Source organism: Microbispora hainanensis (assembly GCF_006874475.1).
In the GTDB taxonomy this organism is placed as follows: Bacteria; Actinomycetota; Actinomycetes; order Streptosporangiales; family Streptosporangiaceae; genus Microbispora; species Microbispora hainanensis.
In genome coordinates, this window is the sequence record NZ_VIRM01000025.1 from 1 (window position 1) to 24,807 (window position 24,807).

Here is a 24,807-nt window from a genome sequence, read left to right on the forward strand (position 1 = left end):
GCAAGTCGGACCGGGAATGTGGATGTACCACTGCCACGTACAAAGCCACTCCGACATGGGAATGGCCGGAATGTTCATCGTGACCGACGCGAACGGGAACGTGCCGGGCCACTCCATGGACGACATGCCGGGTCACTCGGCGAGCGGGACGCCGAGTCCCTCCATGAGCGACATGCAGGGCCACTCGATGAGCGACATGCCGGGCCACTCCATGGACGGCTCGTAACGGCGACGCCGTCGCACGTCCGGATCGGGACTTCGGCCGGGAGCACTCCCTATGCCGTGAAGATCTCCTCGCGGGCCTGGTCGAGCGCGGCGAGGACGGCGCCGCGCAACACCGGGTTGCCCTCCACCTGGCTCGTGACGACCTGCGGGGGGACGGGGCAGATGCGTGCGACCGCCTCTTCCACCCGGCTGGTCAGCGCCGCCCCACCGGCGCGGCAGACCTCTCCGGCCAGCACCACGAGGCCGGGGTCGAGCACCACGCACACCGACGCCACACCCAGGGCGAGCCGCGAGGCGACCTCGTCGAGCAGGGGCTCGCCCACGGTCCCGGCCGCGACGGCCGCGGTGACACAGTCGGCGGCGGTGTCTCCGGCGAAGCCGTGCCCGCGGGCCAGTTCGGTGACGGCCTCGGAGCTGACCAGCGACTGCAGGCCGCCCCCGAGGGACGGCAGGCGCCCGGGCACCGCCCTGACGTCGTCGGCGAGCGGCACCCCGGGCACCGGGAGGTAGCCGATCTCCCCCGCGCTGCCCGACCGGCCCCGGTGCAGCCGTCCGCCCAGCACGACGGCCAGGCCGATGCCCCGGCCCACCCACACGAGCACGAAGTCGTCCACCTCCCGGGCGGAGCCCTTCGCGCGTTCGGCGATCGCGGCGAGGTTGACGTCGTTCTCGATCGTGACGTCCCTGCGCAGGTCGCGCGCGAGCGCCTCGTGGATGCCCTCGTGCCATTGCGGCAGGTCGAAGGAGAACCGCACGTCGCCGGTGCGGGGATCGACGACGCCGGGCGTGCCGATGACCACGCCGCGCAGCCGCGACAGCGCCACCTTCGCGCTCCTGCACGCCTTCACCACGGCCGAGTGCACCAGCGAGACCGGGTCGTCCTGTCCCTCGGGGGAGGCCGTCACCTCGGCCACCACGTCGCCGTTGATGTCGGCGATCGCCGCCGACACCCGGCCGGGGCCGACCTCCAGCCCCGCGACGTAGGCGCAGGAGGCGATCACGCCGTAGAGCGCGGCGTTGGGTCCCCGGTTGCCCGCCTGCTCCCCCACGACCTCCACCAGGCCGCGCTCCTCCAGACGCGCCAGCGTCTGGGACGCGGTGACCTTGGACAGGCCGGTGAGCTCCCCGATCCGGCCGCGGGTCAGGGGACCCGAGGCGAGCAGCAGTTCCAGGGCGGCCCGGTCGTTGATCTCCCGGAGCAGCCGGGGCACGCCAGGACGTCGCTCCATGCTCCTGCTTCCCATCGTCTGAAGTCTCCGGCTCGCCGTCGGTGCGCCCACCCACGCCTCTCCGGTTCGCTCGGCCCCCGGCGGCGCTTCGACCATGTGCGCCCGTGAATGAACAACAAGGTTTCCAGCAAGCTTAGCGAGCCGGCACGTGCGGGGAACGCCCCAGGTCGAACGTATTGGTAACGCTCCCATCTTTCACGAGGATGGCTCATATGAGCCCGAAGGGAGCGCCATGACCGAGACGGCCAGGCAACCGCACACCCCACCGGCCCGCGGACTTCCCGCTCCCCCGTGGCCGCTGGTCATGCTCGTGACGGGCGTCGTGCTCCTGATCGACGTGATGCGGGTGTTCCTGCCGTCCCTCATCACCCTGTACGGCAGAGCGGGCGAGACCGCCCCCGCCGACATGGGAATGTACGCCGCGCTGTGGTTCGTCCTGCCGTTCGCCGCCGTCCCCGCGGCGCGGCTCGCGTCGCCCCGGATCGTCCGAGCGGTGGGCGCGGTGGCGCTCGTCGCGGCCCGGCTCTGCCTCCAGGCCGCGGACGGAGGCACGCCCCAGCTCCTGCTCGCCTCCGCCGGGGTCACGGCGGGCCTGGTCTTCCTCTACGGCTGCGCGCGGACGACTGCGGGCGCCTGGGTGCCTGCCGGGCTGATCGGCGGCCTGGCCGGTTCGTCGATCCTCCACCTGGCTCTCGACCGCGTGGACCTCGTCTGGCGGGACGGCCCGCTCCCCTGGATCACCGTCGTCGCGCTCTGCGCCGCCTTCCTCTGGTCCGTACGGCTATCGCCCGCGTCGCCCGTCACCGCCCCGGCGGCCGTGTGGTTCGTCTTCGGCCCGGTGCTCATGCTCGCGGGCATGTACTGCGGCGGCGCGGCCGTGCTCGCGCAGGACACCGGGCAGCATGGTGCGCCCGTCACCGCCCTGGCGGTCACGCTCCAGGCCGCGGCGCTGTGCGCGGCCGTCGTCTGCGCCTGGACCGCGTCGTTCCGCCGGGCCGTGTCGTCGGGCCGGCCCGTGTCATGGGGCCGGATCGCGTCGTGGGGCCGGATCGTCTTGTCGGGCCGGGTGGCCGGGGTCCTCCTCGTCGCCGGGGTGGCGGCGGCCGAGGCCGGTGTGCCGGGCGTGCCGGCCCTCGTGACGACGGTCGCCCTCGGGGCCTGCGCCGGCGCCGCCGGACGCCAAGCGGACACCGCCGCCGAAAGCACAGCCACCGAAAGCACAGGCGGGCGCGGGGGCGTCGCGGCGCTGGGCGGGATGCTCGTGTTCCTGGTCGGGGCGTTCCTCTACTACGCGGCCTTCGATGCCGATCTGGGTTTCCCCAACGCACTGGTCCCGGTGGCCGTGGCCGTCCTGGTCGCCGCCGTCGCCTTCGGGAGAGGCCCGCGGCAGCAGGCCGTCCCGACGAGGCGGGTGCCGCGCCGATGGGTGGTGATCGGGCTTGCGGCGGCCCTCCTGACCGGCCTCCTCACGTGGCAGTCGCCGCCCGCGACGAAAACGATCGCCGGGAACGAGTTCACGCTCGTGGCGTACAACATCCGGATGGGCTTCGGGCTCGACGGGCGGCTCGACCTCGACCGCATGGCCGCCTGGGCCGCGACGCGGCGTCCCGACGTGGTGCTGATGAGCGAGGTCGACCGGGGCTGGCTGCTGAACGGCGGGCACGACGACCTGGCGCGGATCGCCCGCGGACTGGGCATGCGCTATTACTTCGCCCCCGCCGCCGACCGCCTCTGGGGTGACGCGCTGCTCACGAACCTGCCCGTCGCCGAGATCGGCTCGACCCGGCTCGGACGGCGCGGCTATCCGACCGGCGCCCAGGCCCAGTCGATCGTGCTGAAGATCGGCGACCGTGAGGTGGGCATCGTCAACACGCACCTGCAGGAGCCGCGCGGGCAGGCGCCCGAGGTGGCGGCGATCGCCCGGCGGCTCGCCGCGGACACCCTCCCGTCCGGCGCCGCCGGGGCCGGCCCGCGACCGGTGATCGTGGCCGGAGACCTCAACACGACGCCGTCCGACCCCCAGATGCGTGTGCTGGAGGCCGCCGGCCTGTCCGATCCGCTGCGGGCACTCGGCGACCCGCCGACCTCTCCCGCCGACGCCCCCGTGCGGCGCATCGACCACGTGCTGATCTCGGACGGCCTCACCGCGGTGGCGGCCGAGGCGCCGCGCGTGCCGTACTCCGACCACCTCCCGCTCGTCGTACGGCTCCGGCTGGATTAGGTCTGCGGCCGGAAAATCAGGGCCCGGCCGGGCCCTGATGGCAGGCGGGCGTCCTACCGATGCCAACCAGGCGGGATAATCGACTACATGCGACTTTCTGCCCGTGTCGACTACGCCCTCCGTGCCGCCGCCGAACTCGCCGCGGCGGGTGAGGGACCCACCACGGTGGGCGAGCTGGCCAAGGAGCAGGAGATGCCCCCCAAATATCTGGAGAACATCCTGCTGCAGATGCGCCGCGCCGGACTGGTGCGCGGGCAGCGGGGCCCAGAGGGGGGCTATGTCCTGGCACGGCCGGCCAGTCAGATCTCGCTCGCCGACGTGATCCGCGCGGTGGACGGACCTCTGGCCAACGTGCGGGGCGAGCGGCCCGAGCACGTCGGATACCAGGGCGCCGCCCAGGCGCTGCAGCAGGTGTGGATCGCGCTGCGGGCGAGTGAGCGGGCCATCCTCGAAGAGGTCACCCTGGAGCAGATCGCCAAGGGCGAGCTGCCGCCCCGGGTGACCGAGCTCGCCGCCGACCCGGCGGCGTGGGACTCGCACATGCCTGTGTGAGCCGCCTGTACCCGATCCTCGCGGGAGGAGAGCCGTGCCGGAGGGTGACGCCGTCTATCGGGCCGCCAAGCGGCTCAGGCAGGCCCTCGACGGCCGGAGGCTGACCCGCAGCGACTTCCGGGTGCCCCGGTATGCCACCGCCGATCTGCGCGGGCGGACCGTGCTCACGACGGTCTCGCGCGGCAAGCACCTCCTGACCCGGGTGGAGGGCGGGCTCACCGTCCACACCCACCTGCGCATGGAGGGAAGCTGGCGCGTGGGGCCGGCGGGCCGTCCGGCGCCGAGGGGCGACGTGGTCCGGCTGATCCTCGCCAACATCGAGTGGCAGGCGGTCGGCACCCGGCTGGGGATGGTCGACCTCGTGCCGACCGACCGCGAGGAGCGGGTCGTGGGGCATCTCGGCCCGGACCTGCTCGGGCCGGACTGGGACGCCGCCCTCGCCGTACGGAACCTGCTGCGCGCCCCGCAGCGGTCGATCGGGGAGGCGCTGCTCGACCAGCGCGACCTGGCGGGCATCGGCACGATCTGGCGGGCCGAGACGCTGTACGCCGCGCGGATGTCGCCGTGGCGTCCGGTGGGGTCGATCCCGCCGGACGAGCTGGAGGCGCTGGTCTCCGTCGCCCACCGCCTGATGGACGCGAGCAAGGACGCGCCGCTCCCGGTGACGACGGGCGACCCGCGCCCCGGGCGGTCGCTGCTCGTCTACGGCAGGGCACGCCGCCCCTGTCACCACTGCGGCAGCCCGATCAGCCGGGGGGAGATGGGACCGCAGCCGGCCGAGCGGCTCATCTACTGGTGCCCCGCCTGCCAGCGCGACTGAGAACCGGTACACACAAAGGGGATCCCGTGCCGCCCACCGGCGCCCGCGTCATGCTGCTCGTCCTGTACACCGATCGGCTGGAGGAGTGCCGCGCCTTCTACGGCGCACTCGGCCTCGGGTTCACCCCGGAACGGCACGGCCAGGGCCCGCGGCACTACGCCGCCGTCCTCGCCGACGGCACCGTGTTCGAGCTGTATCCGGCGACCGCCGAGCGCAGGACCGGATCCGTACGGCTCGGCCTCCACGTGGACGGCGCCGCCGCCGAGCCGCGGCTGGAGCCCGGACGGCACCTCATGACCGACCCGGACGGCAGGGTGGTCGAGATCCACGCATCGTGATCGCGGGCGGCCGGAAGCGGGCGCGCACCAGAAACCGGCGACACCATCAGGGGCGGGCCGCACGGAACAGAGACGGAGCCTGGTGGGCGCGTCGGGAACGGGGCCACACCAAAGCGAACGGGCGGAACGGGCCGCACGATACGGAAACGGGCCCGCGGGGGCCAGGCGCCCACCCGTTGGGATCGGGGCTGGGCACCCGGGTCCGGGTCGACCCGGACTGCGGGCGCGGGGGCCACGCCCTGGCCTTCGTGCCGGGCGTGCCCTATCGGGCCGTGTCTTATGGGGCCTACGGGGACAATCGGGCGAGGTCGCGGAGACGCCGTCCGCCGGCGCGGCGGGGCGTCGAGACGCCGCCTAGGCGGCGACCATGTCCTTGACCTCCGGGAAACCCTCGAAATCCGGACCCGCGGGGACGGTTTCGGGGATGGGCAGGCGCTCGTGCTCGGGCACATCTGCCAGCACGGGGGCTGCCTGCAGCTCGGCCAGTGCGAACTGGTCGGAGACTTCACGCAACACCTGGGACAGCGGCACCCCGAGCGCGCCGCAGATCGAGGCGAGCAGCTCGGAGGAGGCTTCCTTCTGGCCGCGCTCGACCTCGGACAGATAGCCGAGTGAGACACGCGCCAGAGTGGAGACCTCGCGAAGGGTGCGATTCTGCCGCACCCTCAGCCGCCGCAGTACGTCACCGAGCAGCTGACGCAGCAGGATCATCTGTCGCTCCCTCCCCAAGGGGGGCGCCTTCACGACGCCTCTCGCGGTGGGCTCATGTCGCCCCTTCTTCATCTGCCCTTCGTACATACGCCTCGCCGTCATCATCGGTTCGCTCGGCCCCTTCGCCGGGCGTGCGCCTGTCTTGCTCCTCGCCTTTGGCTCACGGACCTCACTCACAGCTCCACCGTACCTGTAGAGGGCGACACCGCGGCAGACCGAGGCGAGCATGTTCGCTGGGGACGTAACGCGGTAATCACCCCAGATGTTCCCCCGAATTTGCCTTCAGCACACCTTCCAGCAGCCTCAACGCCTCCTGGCACGTGGCTGTTCTGATCCCGTCCCTGTCTCCGGTCAACCGCAGGTCGCGGTGCCAGAGCCGCTCTCCCGGTCCCGCCAGGGCGATGTGGACCGTGCCGACCGGCTTGCCGTCCTGCGGATCGGGGCCGGCGACCCCGGTCACCGCCAGGCCGTAGTCGGAGCCGGCGAGCTTGCGCACGCCGGCGGCCATGGCCGCGGCCACGTCGGGATGCACCGCTCCCTCCCGGTCCAGGAGGTCGGACGGCACGTCGAGAAGGCTCGCCTTCAGGTCCGTGGCGTAGGCGATCACCCCGCCCCGGAAGGCGGCCGACGCGCCCATCGGACCGGTCATCGTGGCCCCGATCAGGCCGCCCGTGAGCGACTCCGCCACGGCGACGGTCGCGCCCTGGCGCACCAGCAGGGACAGCACCTCGCTCGCCACGCCCCTCATCGGCTTCGCGCGCTCCTCGCCACCTGGCGCAGCCGCACCGCCCTCACCACGTAGTCGGCGCCGGTCCCGACCGTGATCACCAGGGCGAGACCCATGGCCACCCACCTGATCACGTCGGGCACCGCCGGCACGATGTAGAGCGCGATGGCCACGATCTGCAACACGGTCTTCACCTTGCCCCCGTAACTGGCCGGGATGACCCCGTGCCGGATCACGAGGAAGCGCAGCAGCGTCACCCCCGCCTCGCGGGCGATGATCACCAGGGTGATCCACCACGGGATCTCGCCGAGGTACGACAGGCTGAGCAACGCGGCGCCGATCAGGGCCTTGTCCGCGATCGGGTCGGCGATCTTCCCGAAGTCGGTGATCAGCGCGTACTTCCTGGCGAGCCAGCCGTCGAGCTGGTCGGTGAGGGAGGCGAGCAGGAAGACGCCGAGGGCCGCCAGCCTCCAGCCCTCCCCCTCCACTAACAGGAAGACGGTGAAGACGGGGACGATCGCCAGCCGGGCGATGGTCAGGACGTTCGCGATGTTCCAGGTGCTGACCCGGTGCACCACGCCTTCCCCGGCACCATCCCCGCCGCCTTCTCCTGCGCCTTCTCCCGTGGACGGCGGCTCGGCGGCCGTACGATCGCCGGTCAGGGCCCCGGAGCCCGGCTCCCCGGCGACGCCCTGCCCCGCCAGCGGGACACCCGGAGCGGGCGCCGGGATCGCCACCGGCGCGGCGGGCACGGCGGCGACCGGCGGCGCCGCGGACTCCGGTGTCATCTCCCCCGGGCCCGCCACGTCCATCGGCGGCTCACCGCGCTCCGTCATGTGCCTGCCTTGATCCGGGCGATGAGGTCGACTCCCTCGGAGTCGACGGCGACCGCCTGGACGATCTGCCCGGGGACCAGGCCGATCCCCTGCACCGTGACGGCGCCGTCCACCTCGGGACCCTGGTGTGCCGCCCGGCCCTCGTATCCGCCGTCGCCGAGGTCCTCCTCGATCAGGACCTGCAGCTCGTCGCCGATGCGCTCCTCGGCCCGCTGGGCCGTCAGCTCCTCGGCGAGCTCGGTCAGCGTCGCGACCCGCTCGTCGATCACGTCCTGGCCGAGCTTGCCCTCGAAGCCGTACGCGTCGGTGCCCTCCTCGTCGGAGTAGCCGAAGACGCCGATGACGTCGAGCCTTGCCGACTCGAGGAAGGCCACCAGCTCGTCGAACTCCTCCTGGGTCTCCCCCGGGAACCCCACGATGAAGTTGGACCTGATGCCCGCCTCGGGCGCGCGGTCGCGGATCTGCGCGAGCAGGTCGAGGAACCGCTGGGGGTCGCCGAAGCGCCGCATCCGCCGCAGCACGGTGCCGCTGGCGTGCTGGAAGGACAGGTCGAAGTAGGGCGCGACCCCCTCCGTGGAGGCGATCACGTCGAGCAGCCCGGGCCGCAGCTCGGCGGGCTGCAGGTAGCTGACCCGCACCCGCTCGATGCCCTCGGTCGCGGCAAGCGGGGGCAGCAGCTTCTCCAGCGCGCGCAGGTCGCCCAGGTCCTTGCCGTACGACGTGGAGTTCTCGCTGACCAGCACGAGCTCCTTGACGCCCTGACCGGCCAGCCAGGCGGCCTCGGCGAGCAGGTCCTCCGGGCGGCGCGAGACGTACGAGCCGCGGAAGGCCGGGATCGCGCAGAACGTGCAGCGCCGGTCGCAGCCCGACGCGAGCTTCAGCGAGGCCACCGGGCCCGAGCCGAGCCGCTTGCGCAGCGTGCGCGGGCCGCTGGCGGGGGCGACGCCCTCCGGCAGCGGGTCCCCCTGGCCGTGACCCGGAATGTGGGCCTGGGCGGCCGAGCGCTCCACCGGCGTGATGGGCAGGAGCGTGCGGCGGTCCCGCGGGGAGTGCGGGACCAGCGGCCTGCCCGCGATGACGTCGTCGAGACGCTCCCCGATCTCGGCGTAGTCGTCGAAGGAGATGACGGTCGCCTCGGGCAGGGCGTCGGCGAGCTGCGCGCCGTACCGTTCGGCCATGCAGCCCGCCGCCACCACCTTCGCGCCCGAGTCGGCCGCGGCGAGCAGCGTGTCGATGGAGTCCTTCTTCGCCGAATCGATGAAGCCGCACGTGTTGACGACGACGACGTCGGGATCGTCGTCATCGGTGTGCCAGCCGGCGGCCTCCAGCCGCGCGGCCAGCTCCTCGGAGTCGACCTCGTTGCGGGCGCAGCCCAGCGTGATCAGCGATACGGTTCGGCGAGAAGACATGATGCGAACTACGGTATCGGCAGTCGGCGATTAACGGGGACTCGGGCCGCCCGCCTCGAAGGTCCGCCGGATCATCTGGCCGTCCTTGCCGGGCGTGCCGAGGTCCTTTCCGTTGACCTCAAGCCGCACCGCCCCCGCGTCGCCGATGGTCACCCGCATGCGGTCCTTCGTCGAATAGGTCGAGGTCTTCCCCTCGGGCAGCGTCCCCTGGAAGATCTCCTTGCCCTTGGCGTCCCGCACGTTGAGGTACGACGGCTTGCGCGCGGTGACCTTCACGACCACCGTGCCGGGCCCGAAGGCCTCCTCAAGGGTCTTCTTCTCGTGGCCCTTCTCGTGACGCGCGTGCTGGTGCGGCGCGGTCACCGGAAGCTGGGCGGCCGTCGTGCCGGCCTTCTCGCCGGAGTCCCCGAGCATCCGCGCGATGACGACGACCGCGACGATGGCCACGGCGACCGCGACGGCCTTCGTCCAGCCCGGGGCCCTGCGGGCCCGCTCGCCCACATCGCCCCTGAACACCGCCGAGGCCTTGACCGGTGACGCGATGTCGGCGTTCTCCTGCTCGTACTGCCGCAGGATCTCGTCCGCGTCCAGTCCGAGGTCGGAGGCGATGGTCCGGATGTGCCCGCGCGCGTAGAAGTCGCCCACCGAGAAGTCGTCGCGCTCGAAGCGTTCGATCACGGTCTCGCGGATCCGCGTGCGCTCGCCGAGCTGACGCACGGTCAGCCCGGCGCGCTCACGGGCTTCGGCCAAAACAGCACCAACGCTCATTGGTCACGCCCCCCTGTCCGAGCTTGCAGCTCGCCCCACAATGCGTAGTTAGTCACATTCAATCAGTAACTGGCTACGATGGGTACCCGAGGGTGTGTCAAATGTTCACGGAGAGTACGCACGGGGAGCGGCCGGGGCGTGTTCAGCGCCGCAGGGGCTTCAGCGCGAGATAGAGCCCGGCGGAGATGAGGAACCCGGCCTCGAACGCGATGTCCCCCACCTGGGGCACGCTCCGCGGCACCAGGCCGACGTACTGCTCCTGGTTGGAGAACAGCCAGACCGACAGGACGACCCCCGCGACCATCGCGACGGGCCCGGCCCAGTTGGCGTGCCGCCGGTCGAACATGAGCGGTTCGAGCGCGCGGACGTCCTGGCCGCGCCGCAGCAGCATGTCCGTCAGCACTACGCCCAGCCAGGGGCCGATCCAGTACGCGATGACCAGCAGGAACGCCTCGTACTTGTGCCCGGCGTCCTCCAGGCCCGAAAGCGCCACCGCGAAGCCGATCACGCCGCAGGCCAGCGCGACGATGGCCCGGCGCATCGTCAGCGGCAGCCGTACGCCGAGGGCGAGCAGCGACATCGCGCCCGAGTAGACGTTGAGCGCGTTGGCCGACACGGCCCCGAGGGCGATCGCGAGCAGCGTCAGGTTCGCCACGAGCGCGGGCAGGTGGCCGGTGAACGCCGAGGTGGGCTGCCCGAGGGCGTCGCCGCCCCCGATCGTCACGGACGCCGCGCCGACGACCTCCAGCAGCACGCACGACACGAACACGCCGAGGCCCGCCGACAGGCCGGTGGCCCGCCTGCTCGCGTCCTGCGGAAGATACCGCGTGTAGTCGGCGGCGTACGGGTTCCAGCCGGCCGCGTAGCCGAACGTGGCGCCCACGGTCAGCAGGAAGCCGCCCAGCCCTCCCCCGCTGCCCGCGTAGCCCGGCTGGGCCTTCGACAGGATGATCACGGAGGTGACCGCGAAGATCACCGCGAGGACCGGGAACGCGTACTTCTCGAAGGCCTGCACGAGGTTGTGGCCGAAGAACCCGAGCGCCACCATGACCGCGACGACGATCAGCAGGCAGGCCCAGCCCGGCAGGCCGGTCAGCGTGTTCAGCGCGAGCGCGCCGCTCACGCTGTTGACCGCGAACCAGCCGATTCCGGCGGCGACGGAGTTGAACGCCGAGGGGATGACGTTGCCCCAATAGCCGAACGGCAGCCTGCCGAGCACCATCTGCGGCAGTCCCGCGCTCACGCCCCTGGCCGACAGCACGCCGTGGGTGAGGGCCCCGAGGCCGCTGCCCACGACGACGGCGAGCACGGCCTGCCAGAAGCCGAGCCCGAACGCCGCCACGGCGAGAACCCCGAGGAAGATCGTGGCGAACTCCAGGTTCGGCGAGGTCCACGTCCAGAAGAGCTGCCGGGGCCTGCCGTGGCGCTCGGAGAGGGGGATGAACTCGATGCCGCCGGGCTCGATCGCGGCGACCTTGTCGCCGTACCGGCCCTCACGTACGGCGACCTCGGGGGGTTCCAGAACTGTCATACGGTGATCGCCCTCAGCTTCTCGAGGAGGTAGTCGGACGCGCGGACGGGCTCGTAGGAGACCCGGCCGATCGGGGGGCCGAGCGACTCCACCTCGGCCAGCGGATTGCACTCGTAGAAGTAGATGAGCGAGATCAGCTCCTCGTCCGGCGCCGACGGGTCGGGCGGGAGCACCCGGTGCCGCGTGGAGCGCCAGCGGTCGCCCGTCCAGCGGGCCAGCAGATCGCCGATGTTGATCGTGAACGAGTCCGGCACGAACGGTGCGTCGATCCACTCGCCGTCGAGCGTGTAGACCTGCAGGCCGCCGACGCCCCGCTGCCGGTCGAGCACGGTCACGGTGCCGAAGTCGGTGTGCGGCCCGATCCGGAACTGCCCCGGCTCCGGCTCGCCCACCTGCGACAGCGGCGGATAGCGGTTGATGTTCATCGTGTACGACGGGTGGTCGGCCCGAGAGGCGAAGAAGTCCTCCTCGATCCCCAGGGCGGCCGCGCAGACCACCAGGAGTTCGCCGGCCAGCGAGCGCATCTCCGCCAGGTAGCGGGTGAGCAGCACCTGGAGTTCGGGCACCTCGGACGGCCAGACGTTGGCGAGGAACCAGTCGGCGTCGATCTCCGGGACGCCGATCGGCTGGTCGGCGCCCACGGCGAAGGTCTCCTTGAGGTCGGGCGGGGTGGGCGTGCCCTCGGCGTAGCCGTTGGCCTCGACGCCCGGCGGCAGCCAGCCCCGTTCCCCGACCGTGGCGGCGTACCGTTGCTTCACCTCGGGTGGCAGGGCGAAGAACCGCCGGGCCCCGGCGCGCACGTCCTCGCGCAGCGCGGCCGGCACGCCGTGCCCGGTGACCAGCAGGAAGCCGATCTCGCGCAGCGCGGCGTCGACCTGGGCGGCCACCCGCGCCCGGCCGTCCGCCTCACCGGAGAACCAGGGAGTCAGGTCGACGACGGGAACCGAATTCATGCCTCATCTCCGATGTCCTCGTTCCAGACGGCCGGGTTGGCCGCGATGAAGGCCGTCATGAGCCCGGCGCACTCCGGATCGTCGAGCACGACGACCTCCACCCCGGCCTCGGCGAGCCACTCGTGCGCGCCCATGAACGTGCGGCACTCGCCGACCACCAGGCGCGGGATGCGGAACTGCCGGATCAGGCCGCTGCAGTACCAGCACGGCGACAGGGTGGTCACCATGGTGGTCCCGCGGTAGGAGGGCTGGCGGCCCGCGTCGCGGAAGGCGGCGGTCTCCCCGTGCACCGAGGGGTCGCCGTCCTGGACCCGGCGGTTTCGCCCGCGCCCCAGCAGGCGGCCGTCCGGACCGAACAGGGCCGCGCCGACGGGCACGCCGCCTTCGGCGAACCCCTTCCTGGCCTCTTCCAGGGCCACGCTGAGCATGGCGGCGTCGCTTGTCATGCGCTCACTATCCCTCCGGGCGGGGCCTTCGGGAACGGACGAAACGTCCGTACTATGACGACCCTTAACGGACGATCCGTATAGGGGTGCACCGATGCCTCTGACCCTGCGCGAGCTGCTGTCCTTCGAGGTGCTGCGGGAGGCCCGGCCGGAGGTCCTCGCCGGGGAGGGTGCGCTCGACCGGGTGGTCCGATGGGTGCACTCCAGCGAGATATACGAGATCGGCCCCCTGCTCACCGGCGGCGAGCTGCTGCTGACGACCGGGCTCGGCCTGGCCGGCACCGACGCGGGGGCGCGGCGGCACTACCTGCGGGAGATCGCCGCCAGGGGCGTGGCCGGGGTCGCCCTCGAACTCGGCCGCACGTTCCCCGAGACGCCGCGCGAGCTGGTGGAGGAGGCCGGCAGGCAGGAACTGCCGTTCATCGCCCTGCACGCGGTCGTCCCGTTCATCCGGATCACCGAGCACGTCAACACGCTGATCGTCGACTACGCGAGCCGGCGGCTGCGGGTGGGCGACTCGGCCACCCGTGCCCTCAACGAGGCGCTCATCGCCGGCGCCGGGGTCGCCGGGGTGCTGGCGACCGGAGCCGAGGTCGTGGGGGCCCCGCTGATGCTGCTGTCCGCCAGCGGCGCGCTGGTCGCCGCCCACGGCGTGGGCAGCGACAGGGACGCCTGGCGCGCGGCTGAGCGTGCGGTCTGCGAGTCACCGGTCACCCTCCACGGCCATCCCTGGGGGCGGCTGGTGGCCGGCCCCGGTTCGGCGCTGCCCGCCGACGACCTGGCGATCGCGCTGGAGCGGACGGCCGTCGCCCTCGCCCTCGCCATGCTCAGGACGGGCAGTCCGCCGAGCGAGCGCGACCGCCAGGCGTCCGCGCTGCTGCGGGACCTCATCGAGGGCACGGCCGAGGCCGACCCCGGCGTACGGGCGGTCATGGCGGGCCTGCCCACCGGGCCCGCCCACCTGCTGGTGGGCGTGGCCGTGGACGCCCTGGAGACGGCGGCCGCGCTCGCCGTACTCGACCGGGCCGCGCACATCCTGCACACGACCGCCCTGCGCGGGCGGGTGGGCCGGCTGGTGCTCGGCACCCTCGCGGTGCCGGTGGCGGTGGCGGACGCCGCCGGTGCGGCCGCCCAGGCGCTGGAGGAGGCGCTGCGGCGGCTGCACACCCCCCAGCTCAGAGTCGCCGTGGGGCACGCCGCGACCGGCCTGGCCGAGCTGGGCGGTTCGCTGCGGGACGCACGGGCCGCGCTCGGGCTGCGGCGGGACGCCCGGCTCGTCACCACCCGCGCGCTCGCCCTCGAGCTGGAGCTCACCCGGCATGCCGACACCCGGCACCCCGCCGAGCTCGTACGGCGGACCATCGGCCCGCTGGTGGACTGGGACACCGCCCACCGGACCGACCTCGTCGGCACGCTGGAGGTCTTCCTGCTGCACGGGTGCAGCGCGACCCGGGCGGCCGCCGCGCTGCACCTCGGCCGGCAGACGTTCTACCAGCGGCTGCATCGCATCGAGACGCTGCTGGGCCACCCGGTGACCGACCCCGGCGCGCACGCCGCCCTGCTGCTCGCCACCGCCGCCCACCGGGTCGCAGGCCACTGAGGTCAGGCGATCCAGGCCGTGCAGACGCTCGGCGAGGCCCGGCGGCTACTCGCCGCCGCGGAGGTCGGCGAGCAGGCCGGGCAGGTCGTCGGGCTTGACCAGCACCTCCCGGGCCTTGGACCCCTCGCTCGGGCCGACCACGTTGCGGCTCTCCAGCAGGTCCATCAGCCGTCCGGCCTTGGCGAAGCCCACGCGCAGCTTGCGCTGCAGCATCGACGTGGAGCCGAACTGGGTCGACACGATCAGCTCGGCGGCCTGGATCAGCAGGTCGAGGTCGTCGCCGATCTCCTCGTCGACCTCCCGCTTCGCGGCGGCGGGCGCGGCGACGTCCTCCCGATATTCGGCCTGCATCTGGGCCTTGCAGTGGCCGACGAGCTCCGCGATCTCCTTCTCGGAGACGAAGGCGTTCTGCAGCCGCATCGGCTTGCTCGCGCCCATCGGCAGGAACAGCGCGTCGCCCTGGCCGACGAGCTTCTCGGCTCCGGGCTGGTCGAGGATGACCCGCGAGTCGGCGAGCGAGGAGGTCGCGAACGCCAGCCGCGAGGGCACGTTCGCCTTGATCAGGCCGGTGACCACGTCCACGGACGGCCGCTGGGTGGCGATGACCAGGTGGATGCCGGCGGCCCGGGCGAGCTGCGTGATGCGGACGATCGAGTCCTCCACGTCGCGCGGCGCGACCATCATCAGGTCGGCCAGCTCGTCCACGATCACCAGCAGGTACGGGTACGGCTGGTAGACGCGCTCGCTGCCCGGGGGCGGCACCAGCTTGCCCGCGCGCACGGCCTTGTTGAAGTCGTCCACGTGCCGGAAGCCGCTGGCCGCCAGGTCGTCGTAGCGCCGGTCCATCTCGCCCACCACCCACTCCAGGGCCTCGGCGGCCTTCTTCGGATTGGTGATGATGGGCGTGATGAGGTGCGGGATGCCCTCGTAGGAGCTCAGCTCCACCCTCTTGGGGTCGACGAGCACCATGCGGACCTCGTCGGGCGTGGCCCGCATGAGGATCGAGGAGATCAGGCCGTTGATGCAGGTCGACTTGCCCGCGCCGGTGGCGCCCGCGATGAGGATGTGCGGCATCTTGGCCAGGTTGGCCACGATCGTGCGGCCCTCGACGTCCTTGCCGAGCCCGACGATCATCGGGTGGTGGTCGGCCTGGGCCACCTGCGAGCGCAGCACGTCGCCGAGCGATACGAGGTCCTTGTCGACGTTGGGGATCTCCACGCCGATCGCCGACTTGCCGGGGATGGGAGACAGGATCCGGACGTCGGCCGACTTGACGGCGTAGGCGATGTTCTTGGTGAGCGCCGTGACCTTCTCGACCTTGACCGCCGGGCCCAGCTCGATCTCATACCTGGTCACCGTCGGGCCCCGGGTGAAGCCGACGACCTGCGCGTCGATGGCGAACTGCTCCAGCACGCTGGTCAGCGCGTTCACGACCGTCCGGTTGGCCTTGGTCTCCTGCTTGGGCGCGCTGCCCGGCCGCAGCATCGCCAGATCCGGCAGCGTGTAGGGCCCCTCCTGGCTCGACAGGACGAGCTGCTCCACCTTGCGCGGCGCGGGGGTCGGCAGCGGAGGCTGGGGCGCCGGCTTGGGTATCTCCGGCTCGGTCGGCTCGGCCGGCTCCACGATGTCGTCCACGAGGCCGGGGACGATCTCCGGCGAGTGGTCCTTCTCCGACAGCACCGGCGTGTCGTACGGCTTGACGTTGTCGCCGCCCTCGGGCACGTCGCGCCCGCCGCCCGGCTGCTTGCGCGTGCGCTTCCTGGCCGGCCCGGGGGCCTTGCGGGGCTCCCCGGTCTCGTCCGGCCGCTGGAAGAGCATGTGCTGGATCTCGGCGAGCCGCTCGGGAATGCGGTGGATCGGCGTCGCGGTGATCACCAGCAGGCCGAAGCCGGACAGCATCAGCAGCAGCGGGATCGTGATGAACGCCGGCAGGATGCTCGACGGCGGAGCCGAGACGATGAACCCGATCATGCCGCCCGCCGCCGACACGTTGTCCATGCCGTCGTTGGGCCCCCCGGAGGGGTACGGCGTGCCGTGGGCGACGTGCACGATCCCGAGGATCCCGGCCAGCAGCGCGGTCCAGCCGATGCCCATCCTGCCGGTCTCGGAGTTCTGGTCGGGGTGGCGCAGCAGCCGCCAGGCGAGCAGCGCGAGCAGCACGGGCGCCGCCCAGGTGAGCGAGCCCACCGTCCCGCGCACCACGGCGTCGACGAACGCGGCGAACCCCGTCTTGGTGTCCCGCCAGCTCAGGGCGGCGAGCACGATGGCGCCGGCGAGCACCGCCAGCCCCTGCCCGTCGCGGCGGTGCGCGGGGTCGAGGTCGCGGGCGCCCTGCCCGAGTGCCCGCGCCGCCGCCCCCACGCCGTTCGCCAGCAGCATCCACATGCCGATGACGAGCTTGCCGATCACGAGGAAGAACCAGCTGACCGGGTCCTGGCCGGTGGCGACCGGCCGCTTGGGCGCGGATCTGGGGGCCGACCTGCCTCGGGAACCAGCCGGGGATCGCTTGGTGGAAGCCGTACGGGATCCGGAGCGCGACGCGGGGCGCTTGCCGGACCCCTGTCCGGACGTACGGGTGGCCATGATGCCGAAGTTACCCCGGATGCGGGCGATTGCCGGGGCGGCGCGCCGGGAAGGCCGCCCTACGAAGCGCCGTCCGACCAAGCGCGACCCACAAGACACCGGCCGGCGAAGCACCGCCTTGGCGAGTGCCGCCCTACGAGACGCCGCCCTCCGGGGTGCTGCAGTTGCTGCAGGAGTCGCCCCGCCCGTCGAGGAGCGCGTTCACCCGCCTGCGGCCGTCCTCGCCCGCCGGCACCTGCAGCACCATCAGAAGATCGGGGTGCTCCGCCGGGCGCAACTGAAACATCTCCAGGTCCAGCCGCCCGATCTCGGGGTGGTCGATCGCGACCGTGGCGGGCCTGAAGCGGCGGACCGGGTAGTCCGCCCACCACTCCCGGAACTCCGGGCTGACCTCGCTCAGCGCCGTCACCAGCGCCGTGAAGGCGGGGTCGCCCTGCCGGTGTCCCATCGCGGCGCGGAACTGGCTGATCAGGGCGCGGGCGGCGCGTTCCCAGTGGACCATCCGGGCGCGGTTGCCGGCGTCGGTGAACATCATCCACAGCAGGTTCCGCCGGTCCGGCGGGAGCGTCAGCGGATCGTGGCGGAGCAGGGTGTAGGGGGTGTTCCAGGCCAGGTAGTCGAAGCGCGCGTCGTACACGCAGGCGGCGTTCGGAGCGGCGGCGTCCACCAGGCGCCGCAACCGGTCCCGGGGCCGCTCCCCCTCGCCGGACGGCGTGTCCGGCGGGGCCAGCCCGGCGAGGTGGCGCAGGTGCCGGTGTTCGTCGGGATCGAGCAGCAGCGCACGGGCCAGCGCGTCGATCACCTGCGCCGACGCCGAGATGTCCCGTCCCTGTTCCAGGTAGGTGTACCAGGTGACGCCGACGCCCGAAAGCTCGGCGATCTCCTCGCGGCGCAGGCCGGGGGTGCGGCGCAGGGCCGGATCGCCTTCCGGCAGGCCGACGTCGGACGGGCGCAGGCGGGCCCGCCGGGCGCGGAGGAACGCGCCGAGCTCGGCCCTGCGGCTCGACGTCCTGGAGCGGCGGCCGGGTCCATGACTGGCAGCACGAGTGCCAGGACCGCCGGACGCCGCCTCGTTATCGTGACGCCCATGATCCCTCACACCGCGAGTCTGCCACGGAGGCATACGCCATGAGCGATCCCGTACTGGTCGTCGGAGCCACGGGCCGGCAGGGCGGCGCCGCCGCGCGCCGGTTGCTCGCCCGCGGCCGGAGCGTACGCGCCCTGGTGCGCGACCCGGGCGGTTCCGCCGCGAAGGCGCTGGAGGAGTCGGGAGCGGAACTCGTCGCCGGCGACCTCGACGACGAGGAGTCGCTGCGCCGCGCGATGCGGGGCGTGGACGGGGTCTTCCTGGCGCTGACCATGATGCAGGGCCCGACGATCACCGTCGAAGGCGCCGCCGCCGAGGAACGGCGGGGCCTGACGGTGGCCCGGCTGGCCGCGGAGATCGGCACGGGACACCTCGTGTACAGCTCGGTCCCCGGCACGGACCACCCGTCCGGACTCCCCCACATCGAGAGCAAGGCGCGGATCGAACGCGAGATCCACGCGCTCGGGCTGCCGGCGACGATCCTGCGCCCGGTCTCCTTCATGGAGAACTTCAGCACCTACAACCGGCCGGCCCTGGAGGACGGCACGCTGGTCGTACGGCTCGCCGCGGATCCCGGCACACCGATGCAGCTGATCAGCGTCGAGGACATCGGGGTGTTCGCCGCCCTCGCCTTCGAGCGCCCCGGCCGGTATCTCGGCCGCACGGTCGACCTGGGCGCCGACGAGCCCACCCCGTCGGAGATCGCCGCCACGTTCGGCCGGGTGTGCGGCCTGCCGGCCCGCTTCGAACGGACGCCGATCGAGCAGGTGCGCGCGTTCGACCCGTGGGTGGCCCGGATGTTCGAGTTCTTCGAGGAGCACCCCGCACAGGTCGATCTGCCCGCCCTGCGCGCCGAGCACCCCGGCCTGATGACCTTGGAGACGTGGCTGCGCGCCACCGGCTGGAAAGCGTGAGGTGCAAGGACATGACCGATGGACTGTTACTTCCGCCGGGAGGCGGCGACTCGATCCAGGCGATGACGCTGAAGGTCGGCGCGGACCAGGCGGCGGCGTGGTCGGTCTTCGAGGCCGTGGTCGCCCCGGGTTTCGACGTCGGGGCGCACCTGCATCACGAGGCGGAGGAGATGTTCTACGTCATCGACGGCGAACTCGACCTCCTCGCCTTCCACCCGGCGGCCTCGGACACGGGCTCCGACTGGCGTTCCTGGCGCTCCGAGACCGGCGCCGAGGTGCTGCGGGGCGGGCCGGGGAGCTTCATGCACGTGCCCGCCGGATGCCCCCACGCGTTCTTCAACCCCGGCAGTGAACCGGCCCGGATGCTGTTCATCGTGACCCCGGCGGGTCACGAGACCTACCTGCGGGAGCTCACCCGGATGCTGGCCTCGGGACCGCCGGACCCGGCCGAGGTCGCGGCGCTGCGCGCCCGGCACGACATCCACCAGCTGACCCCGCTCACGAACCGCGCCTGACCACGCCCGCCGCCGGCGCCGACCAGGTCCTCGTCATGCAGCAGCACGAGCTCAGGGAGGGGACCTGCAGCACGCACGCCCGCGGCGCCCGCTTCGATCGGCGGGCGCCGCGGGCGTACGGACGCGATCAGAAGGCGCGGCGCTGCCGCATGGCGGAGCGCTCGATGCGCTCGCGCGCCTCCAGCAGGCAGGAGGCGATCTCCTTCTCCCGCTCCGGGGTGAGGCGCGGGATCGGCACCGAGCAGCTGATGGCGTCGCGCGGCGGGTCGCTGATGTGCAGCGCGACGCCGAAGCACCGCAGCCCCTCGGTGTTCTCCTCGCGGTCCACCGCGTAGCCCTGCTTGCGCACGCGGTGCAGGTCGACCAGCAGCTCATCGGCGTCCACGATCGTGTGGGCCGTCAGCGAGGGCAGCTCGGCGGGCAGCAGCGCGCGCACCTCGGCGTCGTCGCGGCTCGCCAGGATCGCCTTGCCGAGCGACGTGGTGCTCGCCGGCAGGCGGCGGCCCACCCGCGAGAACGGCCGCAGGTAGTGCCGCGAGGCGCGGGTGGCGAGATACACGATGTCGAAATGGTCGAGACGGGCGAGGTGCACCGTCTCGCCGGTGACCTCGGCCAGCCAGTCCAGCGCGTCGTGCGCGAGCTGGACCACCGGGTCGCCGTCGATGTACGTCGCCCCGACCAGCAGAGCCCGCATGCCGATCCGGTAGAGCGTGCCGGTGACGTCGGTCTCGATCCAGCCGAGGTCGACCAGCGTGCGCAGCAGGGCGTGCAGGCTGCTCTTGGGGTAGCCCAGCTTGCCCTGTAGGTCGGTGAGGCTGTGCAGTCCGGGATACTGCGCGAAGAAGTCGAGCAGCTCGACCGTCCGGAGTGCCGACTTCACGTGCGGCACGGGTTCCGCCATGTGTACCTCCCTGACCCGCCTGTCCGCCTCCTATTGTGAGCCGGTTCCCCAGGAGGCGACCGTCCGGGAGGCGATGTAGTCCATATCCAGATCATCCCCTAGTCCGGGAGTGTCCGGCATCCGCACCTTTCCGGCGGAGAGCGGGTCGACGATCGACCGCAGGTGCGGGGCGGGCGTGTCGTAGTCCGAGTGCGGGTGCAGCAGCCCTCGCTCGTACCACTGCCCGCACAGGGTGGCGCCGATCACGGCAAGGGCGCCGGAGCCGTTGCCGTGGATCTCGCAGTCCATGCCGAACGACTCGGCCAGGTGGACCGCCTTGATCGCCGGGATGATCCCGCCGGAGCCGACCACGCCGACCCTGAGGATGTCGCAGGCCCCCGCGGCCACCCACTCCGCCCGCGCCATGTGCTTGCCCCAGGAGGTCTCCGGCCCGAGGATCGGCGTCCTGAGCTGGTCGGCGAGCCATCGGTAGGACTGCACCGACGCCTCCTCCATCGGCTCCTCGTACCACGCGAAGTTCAGCTCGTCCAGGGCCCGGCCGAGGGCCAGCGCCTCCGAGCGGGAGTACCAGTGGTTGCTGTCGAGCATGAGCGCGACGTCCGGGCCGACCGCCTCCCGGACCGCGGCGCACGCCTCGATGTCGCGGTCCACGCCGTACGGCATGGGCGGCATCCAGGTGTGCAGCTTGATCCCGCGGTAGCCGCGGGAGACGAGTTCCTTGGCGAAGGCGGCGTAGTCGTCGGGGGTGGCCAGGCCGCCGGGGATGTCGTCGCCGCACATCGTGCTCGCGTAGGCGGGCACCTCCGAGCGGGCGCCGCCGAGGAGTTTCCAGACCGGCAGGCCGAGCTTGCGCCCGGCGAGGTCCCACAGGGCCTGGTCGACCGCGCTGAGCGCCCGGTCGGACAGGTTGCCCTGGGCGCCCCGCTGCCGGCGGGCGACGCGGTGCCACAGCCGCTCGCGGTCGAGGCTGTCCTGGCCGATCAGCGCCGGGCCGATGTGGCCCGTGATCACCGCCTCCCTGACGGTGTCGGGCGCCGCCAGGCAGTATCCGGTCGCGCCGTCGCTGTCGCTGACGGCCAGCAGCGCCTCCCGCACGTCCCGGGGCGGGCCGGGGTGCCGGTGACCGTGCCCGTCCACCACGGACTTGGTGACCGTGGTGAAGACCGTGACGATGACGCGTTCGACGACCGCCATGACCTCTTCCTCTCTCTCGGTGTGGAGGGGCCGGAGGGCCGGTGCGCGGTCAGGGACGCACCGGCCCGGTCCCGGGACGCGGCGGCGACCGTCAGCCGCCGGTCGCCTTCTTCCATTCGGCCTGGGCGTCGGTCAGCTTCTGCGCCAGAGTGTCGAGGAACTCCTGGGGCTTCATCTGGCCGAGCAGCACCTTCTGGAAGAGGGGCTCGGTGTCGGCCTTGGTGATGGAGGAGAACTGCGGCAGGTAGTAGGGCGGCGAAACGACCTGGGTGTTCGGGTCGTTCAGCGTGTCGACGGCCGTCTTCAGGTGCTCCAGGCCCTGCACCCAGGCGTCGCCCTGCGCCTCGGTGTTGGCCGGGATCTGGCCCGTCTGCTCGTTCCAGTAGCTGTTGCCGTCGTGGGAGACCAGGAACTCGACGAACTTCCAGGCGGCGTCCTTGTGCTCGCTGTTCTTGAACACCGCGAAGCCGTCGACGGGGTTGGCGACGATGGTCCGCTTGCCGCCGGGACCGGCCGGCAGCGCGAAGGCGCCGATCTTGTCCTTGCCGTGGGCCTTGACGTGGTCGTTGTACGAGCCCAGGTTGTGGTGCATCATCGCGATCTTCCCGGTGCCGAACTGGGCGACCATCTTCGGGAAGTCGTTGGTGACGTCGGCCTCGGGGGTGTCCTTCTTGTACAGCCCGGCCATCTTGGCGAGGAACTCGGCGTTCTTCGGGTCGTTGACCGTGCTCTTGCCCGAGGCGTCGAAGAACTCGGTCAGGCCCGAGTAGGAGTACATCTCGGCCAGGATCTGGAAGATCGAGCCGGCGCCGCCGCGGATGGTGTAGCCGTACTCGTCGGGCTTCCTGGTCAGCTCGTCGGCGTCCTTGAAGAACTCGTCCCAGGTGCTCGGCGCCTGCTGGAGCTTGTCCTTCAGATACCACACCACGTCCATGTTGGAGGTGTTGGGCACCAGGTAGAGCTTGCCGTCCGGCACGGTCCTGCGGACCGAGTCGAGCATCGACGTGACCAGCTTGCCGTTCACCGAGCTCTTGGCCAGCCACTCGTCCGCCGGCTCCAGCGCCTGCTGGCCGGTCAGGTTGGCCAGGTACGACGTGGTGACGCCGCCGACGTCGGGGGTGTCCCCGCCCGCGATGGCGGTGTCGTACTTCTGCTGGACGGAGGCGATCGGGACGCCGACGTACTCGACGTGGATCGAGGGGTTGGCCGCCTCGAACCGCTTGATCAGCTCCTGGTAGATCGGGGTGCGGGCGCCCCCGTTGTTGTCCCAGAACGTGATGGTCGTCTTGCCGGAGCCCTCGCCGGAGTTCGAGTCCGACCCGCACCCGGTAGCGGTGACGGCGAGAACGGCGAGCGCCGCCCAGGCCACTTTCATCTTCATGGTTCCTCCTGCTTACGACAGGCTGCTCTCGACAGTTCTCTGGGGGTGCTATCCCTTGACCGCGCCGGCGCTGATGCCGTGCACGAGATAGCGCTGGACCACTGCGAACACGCAGACCACCGGCAGGGCGGCGACGACGCCCCCGGCCGCCAGGGCCCCGAAGTCGGCGCTGTACTCCCCGATCGTGTAGCTGAGCCCGACCGGGATCGTGAAGCTGTCCTGCTTGCTGACGAACATCAGCGCGAACAGGAAGTTGTTCCACGTGTGGATGAAGGCGAACGACCCCACGGCGATCAGGCCGGGCCGCAGCTGCGGCAGCACGATCGCGAGGAAGCCGCGGAACCGGGTGCAGCCGTCGACCATCGCGGCCTCCTCGACCGTGAACGGCACGGCCGAGATGAACCCGCTCATCAGGATGATCGACAAGGGCAGGTTGAAGACGGTGTCGGCGACGATGAGGCTGGCCAGGCTGTTGATCAGGCCGAGCGACTTGAAGATCGAGAACAGCGGGATCAGCATCATCGCGCCGGGGATGAACTGGGTGCACAGCAGCACGACCATGAACAGGCTCCGGCCGCGGAACCGGTAGCGCGACAGCGCGTAGCCGCCCATGACCGCGATGACCGTGGTGACCAGCAGCGACCAGACCCCGACGATCACGCTGTTCTTGAAGAACACCGCATAGCCGATGTCGTTCCAGACGGTCTCGAAGTGCTCGAACGTGATCGGCCACGGCACCGGGTCGGTCGATCCGGCCGGCCGGAGGGCGAACACGAGCATCCAGTAGAACGGCACGAGGGTGAAGACCAGATACAACCCGAGGGGGACGTAGAGCCGCAGCACGCGGCCGGGATCGCGTCTCTTCCGCCGGCGGGCCCCCTGGGGCATCGCTCGCGTGCGCGGGCGGGTCATGACGTCGGCGCTCATCGAGAAACCCCTCGCCTCTTCATCGTTCCTCGCCGAACCGGCTGAGCCGGAGGTAGAGGATGGAGCAGAACAGCAGGATCACGAAGCCCGCCATCGTCAGCGCCGAGCCGTACCCGAAGTCCTTGGAGTCGACGGCCCGCTGCGCCACGTACAGCGGCAGCGTGGTCGTGACCTGCGCCGGGCCGCCGCCGGTCATGGTGTAGAGGAGGTCGACGTTGTTGAACTCCCAGACCCCGCGCAGCAGCGTGGCCAGCACGATCGCGTCCCGCAGGTGCGGCAGCGTGACGTGGATGAAGCGCCTGGTGCGCCCGGCGCCGTCCACCGCCGCCGCCTCGTAGAGCTCGCCGGGGATGCCCTGCAGCCCGGCGAGCAGGAGGATCGCGAAGAACGGCACGCCGCGCCACAACTCGGTCACCACCACGGCCGGGAAGACCGTGCCGGGGTTGCCGAGGACCGCCGCCTCGGGCTGCCCGAGGAAGCGCAGCACCCCGGTGCTCGGTGTGTAGAGCAGGATCCAGATGCCCGTCGTCAGCACTCCGGAGACGGCCCAGGGCGAGAAGACCAGCGACCGGGCGAGCCCCCGCCCGATGAAACTTTCATTGACGATGAGGGCCAGAGCCAGCCCGAGGATCAGCTGGAGGCCGATCTCCGCGACCACCCATTTGGCGGTGAACCCGAGGCTGTGCCAGAAGACCTCGTCCTCGAACAGCATCCGCCGGAAGTTGTCGAGCCCGGCGAAGCCGTCCGCCCATGGCCGGGTGAGGTTGCGGTGCTGCAGGCTGTAGTACGCGACGCTGGCGATCGGGTAGACGAGAAACGCGGCGATGAGCGCGACCGTCGGCGAGATCAGCAGGTACGGCACGGCCTTGCGGCGCATCGTCGTCACCGGCGCATCTCCTCTGCGACTCTTGCCGGAACCACCATCAAGACATATTCCTG

Annotated in this window: 24 protein-coding genes; 8 read left to right on the forward strand and 16 right to left on the reverse strand. The window is 71.8% G+C overall.

Features of this window, described 5'->3' with window-relative positions; all coding sequences use genetic code 11:
• Window positions 1-226, forward strand: a 226-nt coding sequence (locus FLX08_RS20470) for a multicopper oxidase domain-containing protein (RefSeq protein ID WP_167530500.1), incomplete at its 5' end; no start/stop codon positions are given.
• A 49-nt stretch (window positions 227-275) separates the two neighbouring features.
• Here the strand turns inward: FLX08_RS20470 and FLX08_RS20475 are convergent.
• A complete protein-coding gene (locus FLX08_RS20475; protein WP_142620494.1) occupies window positions 276-1,454 on the reverse strand; it encodes an ROK family transcriptional regulator in 1,179 nt (392 codons plus the stop codon).
• A gap of 232 nt (window positions 1,455-1,686) precedes the next feature.
• On the opposite strand from FLX08_RS20475, the gene FLX08_RS20480 reads away from it, so the two are divergent.
• From FLX08_RS20480 to FLX08_RS20495, 4 genes are all read left to right on the forward strand, one after another.
• On the forward strand, window positions 1,687-3,675 hold the full coding sequence (locus tag FLX08_RS20480) for an endonuclease/exonuclease/phosphatase family protein (RefSeq protein WP_142620495.1): 1,989 nt from the start codon (window positions 1,687-1,689) through the stop codon (window positions 3,673-3,675).
• Window positions 3,676-3,762: 87 nt separating this feature from the next.
• Window positions 3,763-4,227 (forward strand): RrF2 family transcriptional regulator, encoded by a 465-nt coding sequence (locus FLX08_RS20485; RefSeq protein ID WP_079311982.1) that lies wholly within the window; start codon window positions 3,763-3,765, stop codon window positions 4,225-4,227.
• A 34-nt stretch (window positions 4,228-4,261) separates the two neighbouring features.
• Window positions 4,262-5,047 carry a DNA-formamidopyrimidine glycosylase family protein gene (locus tag FLX08_RS20490; RefSeq protein ID WP_142620496.1) on the forward strand — a complete coding sequence of 262 codons (786 nt, stop codon included), beginning with the start codon at window positions 4,262-4,264 and terminating at the stop codon, window positions 5,045-5,047.
• Window positions 5,048-5,097: 50 nt separating this feature from the next.
• Complete coding sequence (locus FLX08_RS20495; protein ID WP_208761567.1) at window positions 5,098-5,385, forward strand: VOC family protein; 288 nt, start codon at window positions 5,098-5,100, stop codon at window positions 5,383-5,385.
• Window positions 5,386-5,739: 354 nt separating this feature from the next.
• Here FLX08_RS20495 and FLX08_RS20500 read toward each other — a convergent pair whose 3' ends face one another.
• From FLX08_RS20500 to FLX08_RS20535, 8 genes are all read right to left on the reverse strand, one after another.
• Window positions 5,740-6,096 (reverse strand): helix-turn-helix domain-containing protein, encoded by a 357-nt coding sequence (locus tag FLX08_RS20500; protein ID WP_142620497.1) that lies wholly within the window; start codon window positions 6,094-6,096, stop codon window positions 5,740-5,742.
• A gap of 253 nt (window positions 6,097-6,349) precedes the next feature.
• Window positions 6,350-6,844 carry a CinA family protein gene (locus FLX08_RS20505; RefSeq protein WP_142620498.1) on the reverse strand — a complete coding sequence of 165 codons (495 nt, stop codon included), beginning with the start codon at window positions 6,842-6,844 and terminating at the stop codon, window positions 6,350-6,352.
• Entirely contained in the window at window positions 6,841-7,659 is an 819-nt protein-coding gene (pgsA, locus tag FLX08_RS20510) for a CDP-diacylglycerol--glycerol-3-phosphate 3-phosphatidyltransferase (RefSeq protein WP_142620499.1), read from the reverse strand. The genes FLX08_RS20505 and pgsA overlap by 4 nt, the downstream gene beginning before the upstream one ends.
• Window positions 7,656-9,068, reverse strand: coding sequence for a 30S ribosomal protein S12 methylthiotransferase RimO (gene rimO / locus FLX08_RS20515; RefSeq protein ID WP_142620500.1), 1,413 nt, complete (start codon window positions 9,066-9,068; stop codon window positions 7,656-7,658). Before rimO ends, pgsA begins: the two co-directional genes overlap by 4 nt.
• 30 nt (window positions 9,069-9,098) lie before the next feature.
• Window positions 9,099-9,818, reverse strand: coding sequence for a helix-turn-helix domain-containing protein (locus FLX08_RS20520; RefSeq protein ID WP_167530501.1), 720 nt, complete (start codon window positions 9,816-9,818; stop codon window positions 9,099-9,101).
• A 160-nt stretch (window positions 9,819-9,978) separates the two neighbouring features.
• Window positions 9,979-11,367, reverse strand: coding sequence for a purine-cytosine permease family protein (locus tag FLX08_RS20525; RefSeq protein WP_142558480.1), 1,389 nt, complete (start codon window positions 11,365-11,367; stop codon window positions 9,979-9,981).
• Window positions 11,364-12,320, reverse strand: a complete 957-nt coding sequence (locus FLX08_RS20530) for an isopenicillin N synthase family dioxygenase (RefSeq protein ID WP_142620502.1) — start codon at window positions 12,318-12,320, stop codon at window positions 11,364-11,366. Before FLX08_RS20530 ends, FLX08_RS20525 begins: the two co-directional genes overlap by 4 nt.
• On the reverse strand, window positions 12,317-12,766 hold the full coding sequence (locus FLX08_RS20535; RefSeq protein WP_030510660.1) for a nucleoside deaminase: 450 nt from the start codon (window positions 12,764-12,766) through the stop codon (window positions 12,317-12,319). The genes FLX08_RS20530 and FLX08_RS20535 overlap by 4 nt, the downstream gene beginning before the upstream one ends.
• Before the next feature lie 94 nt (window positions 12,767-12,860).
• On the opposite strand from FLX08_RS20535, the gene FLX08_RS20540 reads away from it, so the two are divergent.
• Complete coding sequence (locus FLX08_RS20540; RefSeq protein ID WP_142620503.1) at window positions 12,861-14,366, forward strand: PucR family transcriptional regulator; 1,506 nt, start codon at window positions 12,861-12,863, stop codon at window positions 14,364-14,366.
• A gap of 45 nt (window positions 14,367-14,411) precedes the next feature.
• On the opposite strand, the gene FLX08_RS20545 is transcribed toward FLX08_RS20540, so the two are convergent.
• Window positions 14,412-16,949 (reverse strand): DNA translocase FtsK, encoded by a 2,538-nt coding sequence (locus FLX08_RS20545; RefSeq protein ID WP_142620504.1) that lies wholly within the window; start codon window positions 16,947-16,949, stop codon window positions 14,412-14,414.
• Between the two features lie 133 nt (window positions 16,950-17,082).
• Window positions 17,083-18,048 carry a helix-turn-helix transcriptional regulator gene (locus FLX08_RS20550; RefSeq protein ID WP_208761559.1) on the reverse strand — a complete coding sequence of 322 codons (966 nt, stop codon included), beginning with the start codon at window positions 18,046-18,048 and terminating at the stop codon, window positions 17,083-17,085.
• Between the two features lie 29 nt (window positions 18,049-18,077).
• On the opposite strand from FLX08_RS20550, the gene FLX08_RS20555 reads away from it, so the two are divergent.
• Both FLX08_RS20555 and FLX08_RS20560 read left to right on the forward strand, forming a co-directional pair.
• Window positions 18,078-18,950, forward strand: a complete 873-nt coding sequence (locus FLX08_RS20555; protein ID WP_142620506.1) for an NmrA/HSCARG family protein — start codon at window positions 18,078-18,080, stop codon at window positions 18,948-18,950.
• A gap of 11 nt (window positions 18,951-18,961) precedes the next feature.
• Complete coding sequence (locus FLX08_RS20560) at window positions 18,962-19,465, forward strand: cupin domain-containing protein (protein ID WP_142620507.1); 504 nt, start codon at window positions 18,962-18,964, stop codon at window positions 19,463-19,465.
• Between the two features lie 127 nt (window positions 19,466-19,592).
• Here FLX08_RS20560 and FLX08_RS20565 read toward each other — a convergent pair whose 3' ends face one another.
• The 5 genes from FLX08_RS20565 to FLX08_RS20585 all read right to left on the reverse strand — a co-directional run bounded on the left by FLX08_RS20565 (window position 19,593) and on the right by FLX08_RS20585 (window position 24,745).
• Window positions 19,593-20,366, reverse strand: a complete 774-nt coding sequence (locus tag FLX08_RS20565; RefSeq protein ID WP_142620508.1) for an IclR family transcriptional regulator — start codon at window positions 20,364-20,366, stop codon at window positions 19,593-19,595.
• Between the two features lie 30 nt (window positions 20,367-20,396).
• Complete coding sequence (locus tag FLX08_RS20570) at window positions 20,397-21,560, reverse strand: enolase C-terminal domain-like protein (protein ID WP_142620509.1); 1,164 nt, start codon at window positions 21,558-21,560, stop codon at window positions 20,397-20,399.
• A 91-nt stretch (window positions 21,561-21,651) separates the two neighbouring features.
• Window positions 21,652-22,941 carry an ABC transporter substrate-binding protein gene (locus FLX08_RS20575; protein ID WP_142620510.1) on the reverse strand — a complete coding sequence of 430 codons (1,290 nt, stop codon included), beginning with the start codon at window positions 22,939-22,941 and terminating at the stop codon, window positions 21,652-21,654.
• Between the two features lie 48 nt (window positions 22,942-22,989).
• A complete protein-coding gene (locus tag FLX08_RS20580) occupies window positions 22,990-23,868 on the reverse strand; it encodes a carbohydrate ABC transporter permease (RefSeq protein ID WP_142620511.1) in 879 nt (292 codons plus the stop codon).
• Window positions 23,869-23,887: 19 nt separating this feature from the next.
• Window positions 23,888-24,745, reverse strand: a complete 858-nt coding sequence (locus FLX08_RS20585) for a carbohydrate ABC transporter permease (RefSeq protein WP_142620590.1) — start codon at window positions 24,743-24,745, stop codon at window positions 23,888-23,890.
• Window positions 24,746-24,807: the final 62 nt, after the last annotated feature.

Excerpts from the sequence above, each read along its gene's own strand:
- FLX08_RS20475 (WP_142620494.1), bottom strand. The coding sequence starts at position 1,454 with ATGGAGCGACGTCCTGGCGTGCCCCGGCTGCTCCGGGAGATCAACGAC.
- FLX08_RS20480 (WP_142620495.1), top strand. The coding sequence starts at position 1,687 with ATGACCGAGACGGCCAGGCAACCGCACACCCCACCGGCCCGCGGACTT.
- FLX08_RS20485 (WP_079311982.1), top strand. The coding sequence starts at position 3,763 with ATGCGACTTTCTGCCCGTGTCGACTACGCCCTCCGTGCCGCCGCCGAA.
- FLX08_RS20495 (WP_208761567.1), top strand. The coding sequence starts at position 5,098 with ATGCTGCTCGTCCTGTACACCGATCGGCTGGAGGAGTGCCGCGCCTTC.
- FLX08_RS20500 (WP_142620497.1), bottom strand. The coding sequence starts at position 6,096 with ATGATCCTGCTGCGTCAGCTGCTCGGTGACGTACTGCGGCGGCTGAGG.
- FLX08_RS20505 (WP_142620498.1), bottom strand. The coding sequence starts at position 6,844 with ATGAGGGGCGTGGCGAGCGAGGTGCTGTCCCTGCTGGTGCGCCAGGGC.
- pgsA (WP_142620499.1), bottom strand. The coding sequence starts at position 7,659 with ATGACGGAGCGCGGTGAGCCGCCGATGGACGTGGCGGGCCCGGGGGAG.
- rimO (WP_142620500.1), bottom strand. The coding sequence starts at position 9,068 with ATGTCTTCTCGCCGAACCGTATCGCTGATCACGCTGGGCTGCGCCCGC.
- FLX08_RS20525 (WP_142558480.1), bottom strand. The coding sequence starts at position 11,367 with ATGACAGTTCTGGAACCCCCCGAGGTCGCCGTACGTGAGGGCCGGTAC.
- FLX08_RS20530 (WP_142620502.1), bottom strand. The coding sequence starts at position 12,320 with ATGAATTCGGTTCCCGTCGTCGACCTGACTCCCTGGTTCTCCGGTGAG.
- FLX08_RS20535 (WP_030510660.1), bottom strand. The coding sequence starts at position 12,766 with ATGACAAGCGACGCCGCCATGCTCAGCGTGGCCCTGGAAGAGGCCAGG.
- FLX08_RS20540 (WP_142620503.1), top strand. The coding sequence starts at position 12,861 with ATGCCTCTGACCCTGCGCGAGCTGCTGTCCTTCGAGGTGCTGCGGGAG.
- FLX08_RS20545 (WP_142620504.1), bottom strand. The coding sequence starts at position 16,949 with ATGGCCACCCGTACGTCCGGACAGGGGTCCGGCAAGCGCCCCGCGTCG.
- FLX08_RS20555 (WP_142620506.1), top strand. The coding sequence starts at position 18,078 with ATGAGCGATCCCGTACTGGTCGTCGGAGCCACGGGCCGGCAGGGCGGC.
- FLX08_RS20560 (WP_142620507.1), top strand. The coding sequence starts at position 18,962 with ATGACCGATGGACTGTTACTTCCGCCGGGAGGCGGCGACTCGATCCAG.
- FLX08_RS20565 (WP_142620508.1), bottom strand. The coding sequence starts at position 20,366 with ATGGCGGAACCCGTGCCGCACGTGAAGTCGGCACTCCGGACGGTCGAG.
- FLX08_RS20570 (WP_142620509.1), bottom strand. The coding sequence starts at position 21,560 with ATGGCGGTCGTCGAACGCGTCATCGTCACGGTCTTCACCACGGTCACC.
- FLX08_RS20575 (WP_142620510.1), bottom strand. The coding sequence starts at position 22,941 with ATGAAGATGAAAGTGGCCTGGGCGGCGCTCGCCGTTCTCGCCGTCACC.
- FLX08_RS20580 (WP_142620511.1), bottom strand. The coding sequence starts at position 23,868 with ATGAGCGCCGACGTCATGACCCGCCCGCGCACGCGAGCGATGCCCCAG.
- FLX08_RS20585 (WP_142620590.1), bottom strand. The coding sequence starts at position 24,745 with ATGCGCCGCAAGGCCGTGCCGTACCTGCTGATCTCGCCGACGGTCGCG.